General features: G+C 68.0%; 14 protein-coding genes and 1 pseudogene. 3 read left to right on the top strand and 12 right to left on the bottom strand.

Annotated elements, in window-relative coordinates:
* From AC1DZ6_RS06945 to yajC, 6 genes are all read right to left on the bottom strand, one after another.
* The coding region (locus AC1DZ6_RS06945) for a squalene/phytoene synthase family protein (RefSeq protein ID WP_477096464.1) at nt 1–409 on the bottom strand (409 nt) is incomplete at its 3' end.
* A 94-nt stretch (nt 410–503) separates the two neighbouring features.
* On the bottom strand, nt 504–1,118 hold the full coding sequence (locus AC1DZ6_RS06940; protein WP_477096463.1) for a urate hydroxylase PuuD: 615 nt from the start codon (nt 1,116–1,118) through the stop codon (nt 504–506).
* Between the two features lie 92 nt (nt 1,119–1,210).
* Nucleotides 1,211–1,564: an Mth938-like domain-containing protein gene (locus AC1DZ6_RS06935; protein WP_477096466.1), complete on the bottom strand. Its 354-nt coding sequence runs from the start codon at nt 1,562–1,564 to the stop codon at nt 1,211–1,213.
* Nucleotides 1,565–1,566: 2 nt separating this feature from the next.
* On the bottom strand, nt 1,567–2,517 hold the full coding sequence (gene secF, locus AC1DZ6_RS06930; RefSeq protein WP_477096462.1) for a protein translocase subunit SecF: 951 nt from the start codon (nt 2,515–2,517) through the stop codon (nt 1,567–1,569).
* A gap of 9 nt (nt 2,518–2,526) precedes the next feature.
* Nucleotides 2,527–4,125: a protein translocase subunit SecD gene (secD, locus tag AC1DZ6_RS06925; RefSeq protein WP_477096461.1), complete on the bottom strand. Its 1,599-nt coding sequence runs from the start codon at nt 4,123–4,125 to the stop codon at nt 2,527–2,529.
* Between the two features lie 56 nt (nt 4,126–4,181).
* Nucleotides 4,182–4,490 (bottom strand): preprotein translocase subunit YajC, encoded by a 309-nt coding sequence (yajC, locus tag AC1DZ6_RS06920; protein WP_477096460.1) that lies wholly within the window; start codon nt 4,488–4,490, stop codon nt 4,182–4,184.
* A gap of 120 nt (nt 4,491–4,610) precedes the next feature.
* Between yajC and AC1DZ6_RS06915 the strand changes: the two genes are divergently transcribed.
* Nucleotides 4,611–5,450: an ATP-binding protein gene (locus tag AC1DZ6_RS06915; protein WP_477096459.1), complete on the top strand. Its 840-nt coding sequence runs from the start codon at nt 4,611–4,613 to the stop codon at nt 5,448–5,450.
* Between the two features lie 18 nt (nt 5,451–5,468).
* Entirely contained in the window at nt 5,469–5,708 is a 240-nt protein-coding gene (locus AC1DZ6_RS06910; RefSeq protein ID WP_477096458.1) for a hypothetical protein, read from the top strand.
* A 216-nt stretch (nt 5,709–5,924) separates the two neighbouring features.
* Here the strand turns inward: AC1DZ6_RS06910 and dipM are convergent, their stop codons facing one another.
* The 4 genes from dipM to serS form a co-directional block, all read right to left on the bottom strand.
* Nucleotides 5,925–7,880, bottom strand: a complete 1,956-nt coding sequence (dipM, locus tag AC1DZ6_RS06905) for a cell division endopeptidase DipM (protein ID WP_477096457.1) — start codon at nt 7,878–7,880, stop codon at nt 5,925–5,927.
* Between the two features lie 101 nt (nt 7,881–7,981).
* Entirely contained in the window at nt 7,982–8,638 is a 657-nt protein-coding gene (locus AC1DZ6_RS06900; RefSeq protein WP_477096465.1) for a protein-L-isoaspartate(D-aspartate) O-methyltransferase, read from the bottom strand.
* Entirely contained in the window at nt 8,638–9,447 is an 810-nt protein-coding gene (gene surE, locus AC1DZ6_RS06895) for a 5'/3'-nucleotidase SurE (protein ID WP_477096456.1), read from the bottom strand. Before surE ends, AC1DZ6_RS06900 begins: the two co-directional genes overlap by 1 nt.
* Before the next feature lie 148 nt (nt 9,448–9,595).
* Nucleotides 9,596–10,891, bottom strand: a complete 1,296-nt coding sequence (gene serS / locus AC1DZ6_RS06890) for a serine--tRNA ligase (protein ID WP_477096455.1) — start codon at nt 10,889–10,891, stop codon at nt 9,596–9,598.
* 363 nt (nt 10,892–11,254) lie between these two features.
* Here serS and AC1DZ6_RS06885 point away from each other — a divergent pair, with 363 nt between their 5' ends.
* Nucleotides 11,255–11,719 carry a hypothetical protein gene (locus tag AC1DZ6_RS06885; RefSeq protein WP_477096454.1) on the top strand — a complete coding sequence of 155 codons (465 nt, stop codon included), beginning with the start codon at nt 11,255–11,257 and terminating at the stop codon, nt 11,717–11,719.
* A gap of 132 nt (nt 11,720–11,851) precedes the next feature.
* Here the strand turns inward: AC1DZ6_RS06885 and tatC are convergent, their stop codons facing one another.
* Nucleotides 11,852–12,754, bottom strand: coding sequence for a twin-arginine translocase subunit TatC (tatC, locus tag AC1DZ6_RS06880; RefSeq protein WP_477096453.1), 903 nt, complete (start codon nt 12,752–12,754; stop codon nt 11,852–11,854).
* Nucleotides 12,751–13,098 (bottom strand): annotated as a pseudogene (locus AC1DZ6_RS06875) (Sec-independent protein translocase protein TatB); the annotation flags it as partial. The gene tatC and the pseudogene AC1DZ6_RS06875, both read right to left, overlap by 4 nt.

Here is a 13,098-nt window from a genome sequence, read left to right as displayed (position 1 = left end):
CGGCTGTGGCGTCCACATAGGCCAGGACCTGGGCTTCGGTCTCGAACGGCGCGGTCTCGAGGTCGGCCATCCGGGCCTCGGCCATCTCGGCCAGGGCGCTCAGGGGGTAGCCGGCGGCGGCGACGGCCTCAACGGTGGGGTGCTTGCGCGCGACCTGGCCGGCGGCGATCTCTTCCATGGCCTCGCGCCACCAGGTCAGCCGGATCTCGCCCATCAGGGCGTTGCTCACCCCGCCGGCCACCCGCGCCAGCTCGTAATTGTAGGCATAGAGCGCGATGACGTCGGCCCGGGCCTTGGGATCGGCGATGAACCGGCTGGCCAGCCAGCGGTCGGGATCGACGCGGCGCACCAGGGCGTCCAGGTCGGCGTCCGGGGCGTCGTTGCGGTGAGCGAGGTCCAAGGTGGTCATGCGCGCGCCTTATGCGCCGCGTCGCCTAAAAGAAAAAGGCCCGCCGATCCGGCGGGCCTTTCCTTGAACATCGTCATCCCGGCGAAGGTCGGTATCAGCCGAACAGCGTCTGGTACATCGTCATCGTGGCCAGCATCGGGATGCTGAGCAGCGTGTTGATGCGCGAGAACAGCATGGCCATCTTGGCCGCCTTGGCCTTGGCGGCGTCGTCGACCACAACAATTCCCAGGGCGCGCTTCTGGTTCGGCCAGATCACGCCCCAGACGTTGATGAACATGATCGTCGCCAGCCACATGCCAAGGCCGATGAAGGTGAAGCCCATGTCGACGCCGCGCTCATAGCCGCCCCACAGGCCGAAGGTCAGCGCTTCGCCGAGGTAGCCGCGGCTGAAGGCCAGGACCACGCCCATCACCCAGGTCGCCAGCGCGGCCCAGCGGAACCAGAACAGCGCCTCGGGGGCGATGTACTTGGACACGGCGGGCTTCAGCTCGGCGGGGATCTGCGGCATCACGCGGATCTGCACGAAGTTGAAATAGTAGAGCAGCCCGATCCACAGGATGCCGAAGAACACGTGCATCAGGCGGAACACCGCCTGGAAATAGGCTTCGTCGAAGCCGTGCGGGCTGTGCCCGAAGCCGAACGCGATCACCAGCGCCAGGATGACGCTGACGATGATGGTGTTACGGAAGTTCGAAAGTAGACTGGTCATGTCCAGGCCCCCTAATGCCCCTGCTTGGGGTCAGGTATAGGGCGCCGCGCAGAGTCGGCAAATAGACAGGATTTCGCCGGTGTCGGGGCCGCCTAGACGGCGATCAGGGCGGCCGCCATCCGTCGGCCTTCGCTGGCCAGGACGTTGTAGGTGCGGGCCGCGCCCTCGGTGCTCATGAACTCAAGCCCCACGCCCGCCGCCTTCAGCGCGTCGCGCACCGGGCGCGGCGGCAAGGCGTTGACCAGGCCCACGCCCAGCAGGACGAACTCCACCGCCCCGCCCGCCGCGATGACCTCGGCGAAGTCCTCGGCGGTCAGGTCGGCGAGGCTTGTGGCCGCCCAGTCTCGCGGCTGATCGTCGATGATCAGCAGCGAGCCTGGACGCCACAGTCCGGAAACGCGAAACCCGCCGCCGCCCCAGGCGTCCAGCGATGGCGGCTGGCGCAGCATCAGGGACGGGTGCCGGCGCCGAGCTTGATCGGCGTGGCTTCCTCGTCGCCCCGCTTGACGCCCCAGACGAGGATCAGCGGCAGGGCGATATAGACCGACGAATAGGTGCCGATGATGATGCCGAAGGTCATGGTGAAGACCAGCGGGAACAGCACCGGGCCGCCGAACACCATCGTGCCGCCCAGGGCCAGCAGGGCCGTGGAGCCGGTGATGATCGTCCGCGACAGACGCTCGTTCTCCGACAGGTCGATGATGTCGCGCAGCGGGGTGGTCTTGTACTTGCGCAGGTTTTCCTTGAGCCGGTCGAAGGTGATGACCTTCTCGTTCATCGAATAGCCGATCACCGTCAGCAGGGCGGCGATCGAGGTCATCGAGAACTCGATCTGCAGCACCGACAGCAGGCCCAGCGTCAGGACGATGTCGTGCAGCACGGCCACGACGGCGCCGACGCCGAACTGCCACTGGAAGCGGAACCAGATGTAGCCCAGCATCAGCAGCAGGGCGACGCCGAGGGCCTTGAAGCCGCCCATCAGCAGTTCGCCCGAGACCTTGGCGCCGATCACTGACGGGGCCGGCATGGTCATGCCGGGGAACTTGGCGATGATCTCGCTCTTGACCCGGTTGGCTTCTTCGAGGGCGTTGCCGCCTTCGGTGGGCAGGAAGCGGATCATCGCCGCGTTGGGCGAGCCGAAGTTGTCCTGGACCTGCACGTCGTGCGCGCCGGTGCCGCGGGCGACCCTGCGCAGCTCGTCGCCCGAGAGGGGCGTGGGCATGCGCGCTTCCATGGCGACGCCGCCCTTGAAGTCGATGCCCAGGTTCAGGCCTTGGGTGAAGAACGACACGCACGAGGCGGCGATCAACAGGGCGGAGATCCCGGCGGCGACCGGAGCCCACTTCACGAAGCGGAAGTGGGTCTGGCGGGGGATCAGACGGATGAGGGGCCAAGCCATGATGGGAACCTAAGCGATCGGCAGCTTCTTCGGCTTGGCGACCTTGAACCACCAACCGATGAGCACTTGAGTGATGATGATGGCGGTGAACACCGAGGTGAACACGCCGATCGACAGGGTCCAGGCGAAGCCCTTGATGGGGCCCGAGCCGAACCCGAACATGATCGCCGCGGAGATCAGGCTGGTGATGTTGGCGTCCATGATCGAGACCATGGCCCGGCGGAAGCCGGTGTCGGCCGCCGACATCGGCGACCGCCCGCCCGCCGCCTCGTCCCGCATCCGTTCGTAGATCAGCACGTTGGCGTCGACCGCGACCGCCAGGGTCAGGATCAGGCCGGCGATGCCGGGGAAGGTCAGGGTGGCCTGGGTCATCGACATGATGCCGACGATCAGCAGCACGTTGACCACCAGGGCCAGGGCCGCGAACACGCCGAACAGGCCGTAGGCCAGGATAATGAACACGAACATCGCGGCCGCGCCGATGGCCAGCGAGATGGCGCCGGCCTTGACGGCGTCGGCGCCCAGCTCGGCCCCGACGGTGCGCTGTTCTTCCAGGTTCAGCTTGGCGGGCAGAGCGCCCGAGCGCAGCAGCAGGGCCAGCTCGGCGGCGCTTTCCGGCGTGAAGTTGCCGGTGATGATGCCCGAACCGCCCGGCAGGGGCTGGTTGATGCGCGGGTCGGAGATGTACTTGCCGTCCAGCACGATGGCGAAGCGCTTGCCGACGTTGCGGGTGGTGGCGTCGCCGAACTTGCGGGCCCCCGAACCGCCGAAGCGGAAGCCGACCGCGGCCGAGCCGTTCTGGTCGAAGGTCTGATTGGCGTCGACCAGGTCCTCGCCGGTCACCAGGGCCCGCTTGGCGACCGGGATCGGCGGAGCGCCGGCCTGGGCGCCGGGGATCACCGCCACGCCGGGCGGAATGCGGCCGGCGACCATGTCTTCCTGCGAGACCGTCTCGTCGACCATCTGGAAGGTCAGCTTGGCGGTCTGGCCGATCACGGCCTGCAGTCGGGCCGGGTCGCTTTCGCCGGCCGCCTGGATGACGATCCGGTTGGAGCCCTGGCGGGTGATCGTCGGCTCCTTGGTGCCCAGGGCGTCGATCCGGCGACGGATGGTCTCGATCGACTGGTCAACAGCCTTGGCGGCGTCGGCCTTGGCGGCCTCCGGCACGAAGCTCAGCTCCAGTCGACCGTCGCCCTTGTTGCTGACCGTGGTGTCCCGGCCGCCGATGGCGCCGGCCAGCGTCCCGCCGATCGAGCGGCGCAGCAGGCTGACCGCCTGGTCCACCTTGCCCGGATCGGTGATGCGGACCCGCACGATGCCGGCCGCCTCGCCCAACTCGCCGAACTCGATCTGGTCGTTGCGCAGCGTGGTCCGCACGTCCTCGACCATGTTGGTCAGGCGTTCGGCGCGCAGCGCGTCGGTGTCGACCTCATAGAGCAGGTAGGAACCGCCCTGCAGGTCGAGGCCCAGATTCAGCTTCTGGTGGGGAACCCAGCCTGGAAGCGCGTCGAGCGTCTTCTGCGGCAGCATGTTGGGCAAGGAGAAGACGATGCCGAAAATCACCGACAGTATGACGGCGGTGACTTTCCAGCGGGAGAGGGTCAGCATGGATTACAGGCTCTAGACGACGCCCCAGGGGCGCCTCGTTACGGCGCGAAGGGTGTTCAGCTCTTGGGATCGTTGGCCGGGGCGGGTTCGCCCTTGGCGCGGATCTCTGCGATCATGCTCTTGACCACCTTCACGGTGACGCCCTGAGCGATCTCGACGCCGACTTCGGCGTCTTCAACCCGCACGACCTTGCCCAGCATGCCGTTCGACAGAACGACATTGTCGCCGCGCTTGACGGCGGCGATGGCGGCGGCGTGCTGCTTGGCGCGCGTCTGCTGCGGGCGGATCAGCATGAAGTAGAACAGCACGACCATCAGGATGATGGGCGCGATCTGGATCAGTTGGGCTTGCAGGCCAGCGGGCATGTCGTCTCCAAGAATTCTAATCGGCGTCCCTGCCCACATGGGGGGCCCGCCAAGTCGGCGGAAGCTATGCGTTCACCTCCCCTTTTGCAATGACGGCGCGGTGGGGCTAGGGAGCAACACATGACCGACGCCGTCCTCCCCCTGCTCGCCCGCATCGCCGACGCCTTGGAGCGCCTGGCCCCGGCCGCTCAAGCCGCCCCCGACTTCGATGCCGGGCGGATGTTTAGGCACGAGCCGGGCAGCGGTAGCTTCGTACCGGCTCCCGACTATCCGATGCCTCTGGATCTGCTGATCGGCGTCGATCGGCAGAAGGATCGCTTCGTCCAGAATCTCCGCCGCTTCGCCGTCGACCTGCCCTGCAACCACGTGCTGCTGTGGGGCGTGCGCGGCACGGGCAAGAGCTCGATGACCAAGTCGGCCTTCATGGTGCTGGCCGCCGAGTTCCCGGCGCTGAAGCTGATCGAGGTCGATCGCGACGAGGTCACCGCCCTGCCCCCGCTGTTCGACCAGTTGCGCACCCGCTCGGAGCGCTTCGTGGTGCTGTGCGACGACCTGTCGTTCGAGGACGGGGCCGCAGCCGCCAAGGCCCTGAAATCGGCCCTGGAGGGCGGCGTGGCCGGCCCGCCGGAAAACGTGCTGTTCGTCGCCACCTCCAACCGCCGCCACCTGATGCCGCGCGACCACGTCGAGAGCCAGGGCGCCATCGCCGCCGCCGAGAACGCCGAGGAGGAGATGAGCGTCTCCGACCGCTTCGGCCTGTGGATCGGCTTCCCGCCCATGGACCAGCCCACCTATCTGGCGGCGATCCACGGCTATGCCGAGCGCTTCGGCCTGGAGGCCCCGAACCTGGAGCGCCGGGCCCTGCAGTGGTCGCAGCTGCGCGGCGCCCGCTCGGGCCGCGTGGCCTATCAGTTCATTCGTGACCTGGCCGGGGAGCTGGGTGTAAACTTGCCCGCGTAAACCCTTCGGAGGCCCCAGATGGGCAAGCCCTGGTTTCGTGTGAAGCGCTATGGATTCGGCGCGGGTCTGCCGTGCAGCTGGGAAGGCTGGGCGGTGTTCATCGGCTTCCTGGCCATTGTGATCATCAGCGGCGTGCTGTTCACCGACAGCAGGCCAATGCTGCATCTCGGCATCGTCCTGGCCTCGACGGCGATCGTGATCGTTGTCAGCCGCCTCAAGAGCGACGGGCCGTGGAAGTGGCGCTGGGGCCAGGACTGAACCGCCTCGGCGCGCACCGACATCCCCATTAGTTCACCCGTCATCCTCGGACTTGTTCCGAGGACCCCTACCTCCGCCTCGAAGGCGTCGAGTGGCGGGGAAGCCCGCCATTGATCAGACATCTAAGTTGAACGAGGGGTCCTCGGAACAAGTCCGAGGATGACGGGTGTTGGAGCGGCGCGTCCCTCCCCACAAGGGGAGGGAAAGAGCCTCTAATTACCTCGGCAGCACCAGGCCCGGATCAACCGGACGCGCCTTGTCCTTCGGGGTCGGGGCGTAGCGGACCTCGAAGTGCAGTTGCGGCTCGGTGACGCCGCCGGTCTGGCCGACGCTGCCCAAGGTGGCGCCTTGGGCGACCTGTTGGCGCATCTTCACCTCGGTCGACGACAGGTGGGCGTAGGCCGTCACCCAGCCGTCGGCGTGCTTGACCAGCACCAGGTTGCCGAAGCCGGGCACCTGGTTGCCGGCATAGACCACCTCGCCCGCCGCGGCGGCGCGAACCGGCGTGCCGGCGGCGGCGCGGATGTTGACGCCGTCGTTACGCTGACCCGTGCCCTTGGGGCCGAAGTCGGAGATCGTGTCGCCCTGCAGCGGCCACACGAAGCGGCCGCGGCCGGCGGCGGTGATCTCGGCCTCGGTCGGCGGCGGGCTGCTGCCGATGATCTGGCCGGCGGACGGCGGCGGCGTCACCGGCTGGGCCGAGACCGGACCGGACGGACGCGGATAGTTCGTGGCCGGCGGCGTGTAGGGACGCGGCTGCGAGACCGGGGGCTGATACGGCGCCGGGGTCGACGGGGGCTTGGTCGCGATCGGCGGATTGTAGCTGGGCTCAGGCGTGGTCGGGCGCGGAGCCGTCGGGCGCGGCGCGGCCGGCGTCGTGGTGACCGTGCTCTTCAGCGGACCCTTGTCCTTGTAGCCGGACGGCAGGCGCAGCTTCTGACCGGACTTGATCGTGGCCGAGACCTTGATGTCGTTTTCGTCGGCCAGGGCGGCCGGCTTGACGCTGAAGCGCTTGGCGATGTCGGTCACGGTGTCGCCGCGGTTGGCGACATAGGCCTTGGCCGTGGTCGCCGGGCCCTTCAGCTTCTGGCCAGGCCGGATGTTGTAGGGCGGCTTGAGATCGTTGTCCTTGGCCAGGTCGGCGCGGGTGGTGTCCAGGCCGCGCGCGATGGCGTCGATCGCGTCGCCCGACTTGACGGTGTAGGTGCGGCGCGGACCGGCGACCTCGATCACCTTGCCGGTGACGCTGGTCGTCGTGGTGGTGACGGGACGGCCCGCGGGAGCCTCGGGCTCTTCCTCGACCGGACGTTCGACGGGCGGCGGACGCCAGCCGGAATTGGCGCCGGGCGCCGGGGCGCGGCCGGGCGTCGAGCCGATCGGCGGTAGGGCGCCGGACGACGGCGCGCTGGGCGCCGAGCTCTGGGCGACCGCCTGCATCACCGTGGTCCGGCTGGGACCCTTGTCCTTGTAGCCGTCGGGCAGGCGCAGCTTCTGGCCCTTGCGGATCGACGCGCCGGCGCCCAGGTCGTTTTCATCGGCCAGGGCCGCGGCCGAGACCGAGAAGCGCTTGGCGATGGCGAACATCGTGTCGCCGCTCTGGACGACATAGGCCTTGGCGTCCTTGCTGTCGGGCCCCTTCAGCACCTGGCCGGGACGGATCCGGTAGGGCGACTTCAGGTCGTTGTCCTTGGCCAGGTCGGCGCGGGTGGTGCCCAGCGTGCGGGCGATGGCGTCGATATTGTCGCCGGCCTTGACCTTGTAGGTCTTGGGCGGGCCGGCGATCGTCACGACCGGACCGCCGACGGTGGTGACCACCACGGGGCGCGCGGCGGGCGCGGGACGGTACTCAGCGGCCGGGGGCGCGACAGGCGCGGTCTGGGCGGGCGGGCGCCAGCCGGGCTGCTGGTCGGATGGGGCCGACTGGGCCGGCGCTAGGGACTGGCTGGAAACGCCGACATTGCCCGTCGGGGCCGAGAAGCTGGGCTGCGGCTCGTCTGGCGGGGTCGAGGGACCTTCGGGCTGCTGGTCGGCGACCGGCGCCTGGACGATCGGGAAGTTCGGCGTGGGGGTCTGGCCGCGCGTGGGATATTGCGCGCCGCCCGTGCTCTCGCAGGCCGCGAGGGTTCCAGCCGTCAGGGCGATCACCGCCGCGCGCGTCCACAACTGCCTCATAGCCTCTCCTTTGCCTCGCGAGGCTCCAGACGCCGTCGCAAGGGTAAACCAACCATTAAACATCTCGCGTCGCTTCCGGTACCCGAAGGCGCCGCGCCGCGCTACTCGCGGGCGACCCCGTCCAGGATCGGGACGAAACGCACATCGCACAGGACCTCAACGGTGAAGCCCCCCTTTCCGTCGCCGGCATAGCGGCGAAGACTCTGCACCGGCCCCTTGCCCACGGGCGCGACGAGCACGCCGTGGGGCTTGAGCTGGGAAAGCAGAGTTTCAGGCTCATCCTGGGCCGCCGCCGTGACCAGAATGCGGTCAAACGGGGCCTGTTTCGCCCAACCTTCCCATCCGTCCCCAAATTTCGTGATGACGTTGGTCAGGCCCAGCACCGCGAAGCGCGCCTCGGCCTCCTTCATCAGGGTCCGATAGCGCTCGATCGTGTAGACGAGGCGCGAGACGCGGCTGAGAACGGCGGTCTGGTAGCCCGAGCCGGTGCCGATCTCCAGCACCCGGCAGCGCGGCTCCAGGGTCAGGGCCTGGGTCATCAGGCCGACGATGAACGGCTGGCTGATGGTCTGACCGCAGGCGATCGGCAGGGCCGAATCCTCCCACGAGCGCTCCTTGAACAGATCCGGCGTGAACAGGTCGCGCGGGGTCTTCTCGATGGCGCTCAGCACGGCCGGGTCGGTGACCCCCTGCTTGCGCAGGGCGGCCATCAGCGTTTTCAGCCGGGCCTCGGGCGTATCGCTCTTGGCGTGGGCCATCACGAAGCCGCCTCCAGACCAGGCTGCTCGAAGCGGGGCGGCGAGCCGCCCAGCACGCCCTTCATGGCGGCGACCGTCTGGTTGTGAGTCAGGTCGATATGCAGCGGCGTGACCGAAATCTTGCCTTCGTAGACGGCCTTCAGATCCGTGCCCTCCGCCGGCTTGGACGGTTTGATGACGAAGCCGGTCCAATAATAGTCGCGACCGCGCAGGTCGGTCCGCTTTTCCATGCTCCGCATGTGCGAGTCGCGGAAGCCCTGGCGGGTGACTTCCACCTCGGTGACGCTTTCCGGGGCAAGCGCCGGGAAGTTGACGTTCATGATCACGTCCTTGGGCCAGCCGATCTCCAGCAGGCGGCGGACGATGCCGGGACCATAGTGCTCGGCGGTCTCCCAGTGGGCGACGACCTCGTCATGAAAATAGGTCATGGCCTGGGACAGGGCGATCGACGGGACGCCCAGGGCCATGCCCTCGATGGCGCCGGCCACCGTGCCCGACAGGGTGACGTCCTCGGCCAGGTTCTGCCCGCGGTTGACGCCCGACAGCACCAGGTCCGGCGCGGGCCCCTCGATCAGTTGCTGGACGGCCATGGCCACGCAGTCGGTGGGCGTGCCCTCGACGGCGAAGCGGCGCGGATCGATGCGGCGCACGCGGATCGGGTCCGACAGGGTCAAGGCCCGGCCGGCGCCCGACTGCTCGTACTCCGGGGCCACGATCCAGATGTCGTCCGACAGCGCGCGGGCGATGCGCTCCAGGCTTTCGAGGCCGGGCGCGTGAATGCCGTCGTCGTTGGTGAGGAGGATGCGCATCAGGCGACCACCTCAAGAACGGTTGTCATCCCGGACGAGCGCGCAGCGCGAAGATCCGGGACCGACGCCTGAACGCATGCGCTTCCGGCGGTCCCGGATCTGCGCTTCGCTTGTCCGGGATGACAGGAATTTTGGGTGAGCGTGTTGATCACGCCTCCCCCCCGATATGCGTCACGCCGCCCATGTAGGGCACGAGCGCGGTCGGGATGGTGATGCGGCCGGTCTCGTCCTGATAGTTCTCCAGCACGGCCACCAGGGTGCGTCCGACGGCCAGGCCGGAGCCGTTCAGGGTGTGGACGTACGACGTGCCCTTCTCGCCGGCCTTCTTGAAGCGGGCGTCCATGCGGCGCGCCTGGAAGTCGCCGCAGTTCGAGCACGAGCTGATCTCGCGATAGGTGTTCTGCGACGGCAGCCAGACTTCCAGGTCGTAGGTCTTCCTGGCGCCGAAACCCATGTCGCCGGTGCACAGCAGCATGGTGCGGAACGGCAGCTCCAGGGCCTTCAGCACGGCCTCGGCGCACTGGACCATGCGCTCGTGCTCGGCCTCGGACTGGTCGGGCGTGGTGATCGAGACCAGCTCGACCTTGTAGAACTGGTGCTGGCGGATCATGCCGCGCGTGTCGCGACCGCTGGCGCCGGCTTCCGAGCGGAAGCTGGGCGTCAGGGCCGTCATCCGCAGCGGCAGCTCGGCCTCGTCGGTGATCTGCTCGCGCACGATGTTGGTCAGCGAGACCTCGGCGGTGGGGATCAGCCAGTGATCGACCGTGGTCTTGAACAGGTCCTCGGCGAACTTGGGGAGCTGCCCGGTGCCGTAAAGCGCCTCGTCCTTGACCAGCAGCGGCGGGCTGATCTCGATGTAGCCGTTCTGCACCGTCTGCAGGTCCAGCATGAACTGGCCCAGGGCCCGCTCCAGCCGGGCGACCTGGCTCTTCAGCACCACGAAGCGCGCGCCGCTCATGCGGGCGGCGGCCTCGAAGTCCATGCCGCCCAGGGCCGCGCCCAGGTCGACGTGGTCCTTGGGATTGTTCAGCCGGCCGGCCGGCAGCTTGGAGGCGTCGCCCCAGCGGCGGACCTCGACGTTTCCGGCCTCATCCTCGCCGGCCGGCACTTCCGGCGCGGGAATGTTGGGCAGGGCCGACAGCAGGTCCTTCAGCTTGGCGCCGACCAGGGCCTCTTCCTCGCCGGCGGCGGCCATCGCGCCCTTCAGCGTCTCGACCTCGGCCATCAGGCGCGCGGCTTCGGCCTCGTCCTTCTTGGCCTTGGCCTGGCCGATCAGCTTGGAGCTGTCGTTGCGCTTGGCCTGGGCGACCTGCAAGGCGGTCTGGGCCGCGCGCAGCTGGGCGTCCAGCTTGACCGCCTCGGCGGCCGCGCCCGAGCGCCCCTTGGCCGACCAGGCGGCTTCGAAGGCTTCGGGATTGTCGCGGATGGCCTTGATGTCGTGCATCGGAACGCTCGGGGAGAAGTCGTTAAGAACGGACCTCTCTAAGGCGCGTCGGCGGGGGCGCCAACCTTTTCGGGACGCCCTGCCCGCCCCCGATCCGCCGTTCGGTCGCGTGGGGGCTGCCTGGCGATCGCGCGCGACCTCGTGACATCCATTCCCGCGCCCAACAAAGTCCTCTTGCGCAGGAACAGATTTCGAGTGAAGGATATTCAGCAAGTCATTCCATAGCGCGGCGAGATGTCGCGGCTATAAACGCATGGATAACGGCCATTAAGTCCGTTCCTGCACTTGCCCTTAACCCAGGAATGAAAAACAGCGCGGCAATTCAGCGACCCGTGTTTGTTTTTGAAATCCTGGAGCCTCCCCATGAAGAAGTTCGTTATTCTGTCCGCCATCGCCGCCCTGTCGGCCGTCGCCGTTCCCGCCAGCGCCGCTCAACTGGTCCGCATTTCGCTGGCCGACAAGTCGACCRCCCAGATCGACGCCGAGATCCGCGCCGCCGCCCACACCGTCTGCGTCGACCGCAAGACCGTCGTCTCGGACGCCTGCGTGATCGACGCCGTGAGCGACGCCAATCGCCAGCTCACCGCCATCGTCAAGGCGCGCTCGACCAAGATCGTCGCTCGCCGCGAAAACCTGACCGTCATGCGCGTCTCGCTGAAGGGCAAGTCGGCCGAACAGATCAACGCCGACATCAAGCTGGCCGCCGAAGCCGTCTGCAAGGCCGCCAACACCAACCGCGCCGACGTCCGCACCTGCGTCGGCGGCACCGTCCGCTCGGCCAAGGCCCAGCTGCAAGCCATGACCGCTTCGAGCCGTCAGGACGTCTAACAGCCTGGACCTCCCCTCTCCCCTTGCGGGAGAGGGCGGCCTCGCGGAGCGGGGTCGGATGAGGGGTTGAAAGACAAAAAAGCCGCGACCAGCCGAAAGGCCGGTCGCGGCTTTTGCTTTTTGAGAAGGAGCCTAGACCGTCGCGACGTCGGTGCTGGCCTCGGCCTCGTTCTTGGCCTTGCGGCGCTCGATCAGCCACACGCACCAGATCGAGATCTCGTAGAGCAGGCACATCGGGATCGCCAAGGTCATCTGGCTGATCGGATCGGGCGGGGTCAGGATGGCGGCGGCGATGAACACGCCGACGATGGCGTAGCGGCGGCCGTCGCGCAGCAGCTTGCTGGACACGATGCCCGCCATGCCCAGCAGCGAGACCACCACCGGCAGCTGGAAGCACAGGCCAAAGGCCAGCAGCAGGGTGGTCACCAGGGTCAGGTAGTCGCTGACCTTGGGCAGCAGTTGGATCGAGATGCCCGCGGTGCTGATCTGCTGGCTCAGCGAGAACCACAGCACGAACGGCAGCATCACGTAATAGACCAGGGCCGCGCCCAGCAGGAACATGAACGGCGAGGCCACCAGGAACGGCAGGAAGGCATAGCGCTCGTTCTTGTAGAGGCCCGGCGCGACGAAGCGGTACAGCTGCCAGGCCAAGACCGGGAAGGTCAGGACCACGGCCCCGAACCCGGCCAGCTTCAGCTTGGTGAAGAAGAACTCCAGGGCGGCGGTGTAGACCAGGCCCAGGGCCTTGGTGTCGGTCGCCGGGATGTCCTTCAGGCCCACCAGGGCCAGCAGCAGGTCGAACGGGCCGTGATGGCCGCCGGCGTGCTGGGCGGCCAGCAGCTTCTGGGCCACCGTGAACGGCTCGACCAGGAACAGGAAGATCTGGTCGGCGAAGGCGAAACAGACGCCGAAGCCGATGAACAGGGCCGCGACGCAGATGATCAGCCGCATGCGCAGCTCGATCAGGTGATCCATCAACGGCGCGCGCGAGGCTTCGATCTCGTCTTCCGGATCGTGTCCGATGGCGTTGGTCACGAGGTGATGTCCGTGGCGCTGGGCTTGGCGGCGCGCTTGCGCGGCGCCTTGGTCGGGACCGACAGGTCAGATTTGGAGGCCTTGGCGGCCTTCGGCTTGGACACCAGTTCGGCCTTGGGCGCCGCAGCCTTGGGCGCACGGGGCTTACGGGCCGGCTTGGCGACGATCTCGACCGTCGGCGCCGGGGTTTCGACCGTCGAGGTCAACGGCTGGTAGGCGTCGTGCGGCGAGACCTTGACCGCGCCGCTGTTGAGGCTGGCGTCGATGTCGGCGAACACTTGGTCGACGTGGCTGGCGTCGGCGGCCTGGGCCGCGGCGTCGCGCATCGGGGCGGTGTACTGCCC

The organism is Caulobacter sp. P1_B12_2, from assembly GCF_056406675.1.
Note: the sequence above shows the minus strand (reverse complement) of the source record. Positions and strands in the feature narration are given on the sequence as shown.

Excerpts from the sequence above, each read along its gene's own strand:
- secF (WP_477096462.1), bottom strand. The coding sequence starts at position 2,517 with ATGGCTTGGCCCCTCATCCGTCTGATCCCCCGCCAGACCCACTTCCGC.
- surE (WP_477096456.1), bottom strand. The coding sequence starts at position 9,447 with ATGCGCATCCTCCTCACCAACGACGACGGCATTCACGCGCCCGGCCTC.
- AC1DZ6_RS06915 (WP_477096459.1), top strand. The coding sequence starts at position 4,611 with ATGACCGACGCCGTCCTCCCCCTGCTCGCCCGCATCGCCGACGCCTTG.
- AC1DZ6_RS06940 (WP_477096463.1), bottom strand. The coding sequence starts at position 1,118 with ATGACCAGTCTACTTTCGAACTTCCGTAACACCATCATCGTCAGCGTC.
- yajC (WP_477096460.1), bottom strand. The coding sequence starts at position 4,490 with ATGCCCGCTGGCCTGCAAGCCCAACTGATCCAGATCGCGCCCATCATC.
- AC1DZ6_RS06900 (WP_477096465.1), bottom strand. The coding sequence starts at position 8,638 with ATGGCCCACGCCAAGAGCGATACGCCCGAGGCCCGGCTGAAAACGCTG.
- AC1DZ6_RS06910 (WP_477096458.1), top strand. The coding sequence starts at position 5,469 with ATGGGCAAGCCCTGGTTTCGTGTGAAGCGCTATGGATTCGGCGCGGGT.
- serS (WP_477096455.1), bottom strand. The coding sequence starts at position 10,891 with ATGCACGACATCAAGGCCATCCGCGACAATCCCGAAGCCTTCGAAGCC.
- dipM (WP_477096457.1), bottom strand. The coding sequence starts at position 7,880 with ATGAGGCAGTTGTGGACGCGCGCGGCGGTGATCGCCCTGACGGCTGGA.
- secD (WP_477096461.1), bottom strand. The coding sequence starts at position 4,125 with ATGCTGACCCTCTCCCGCTGGAAAGTCACCGCCGTCATACTGTCGGTG.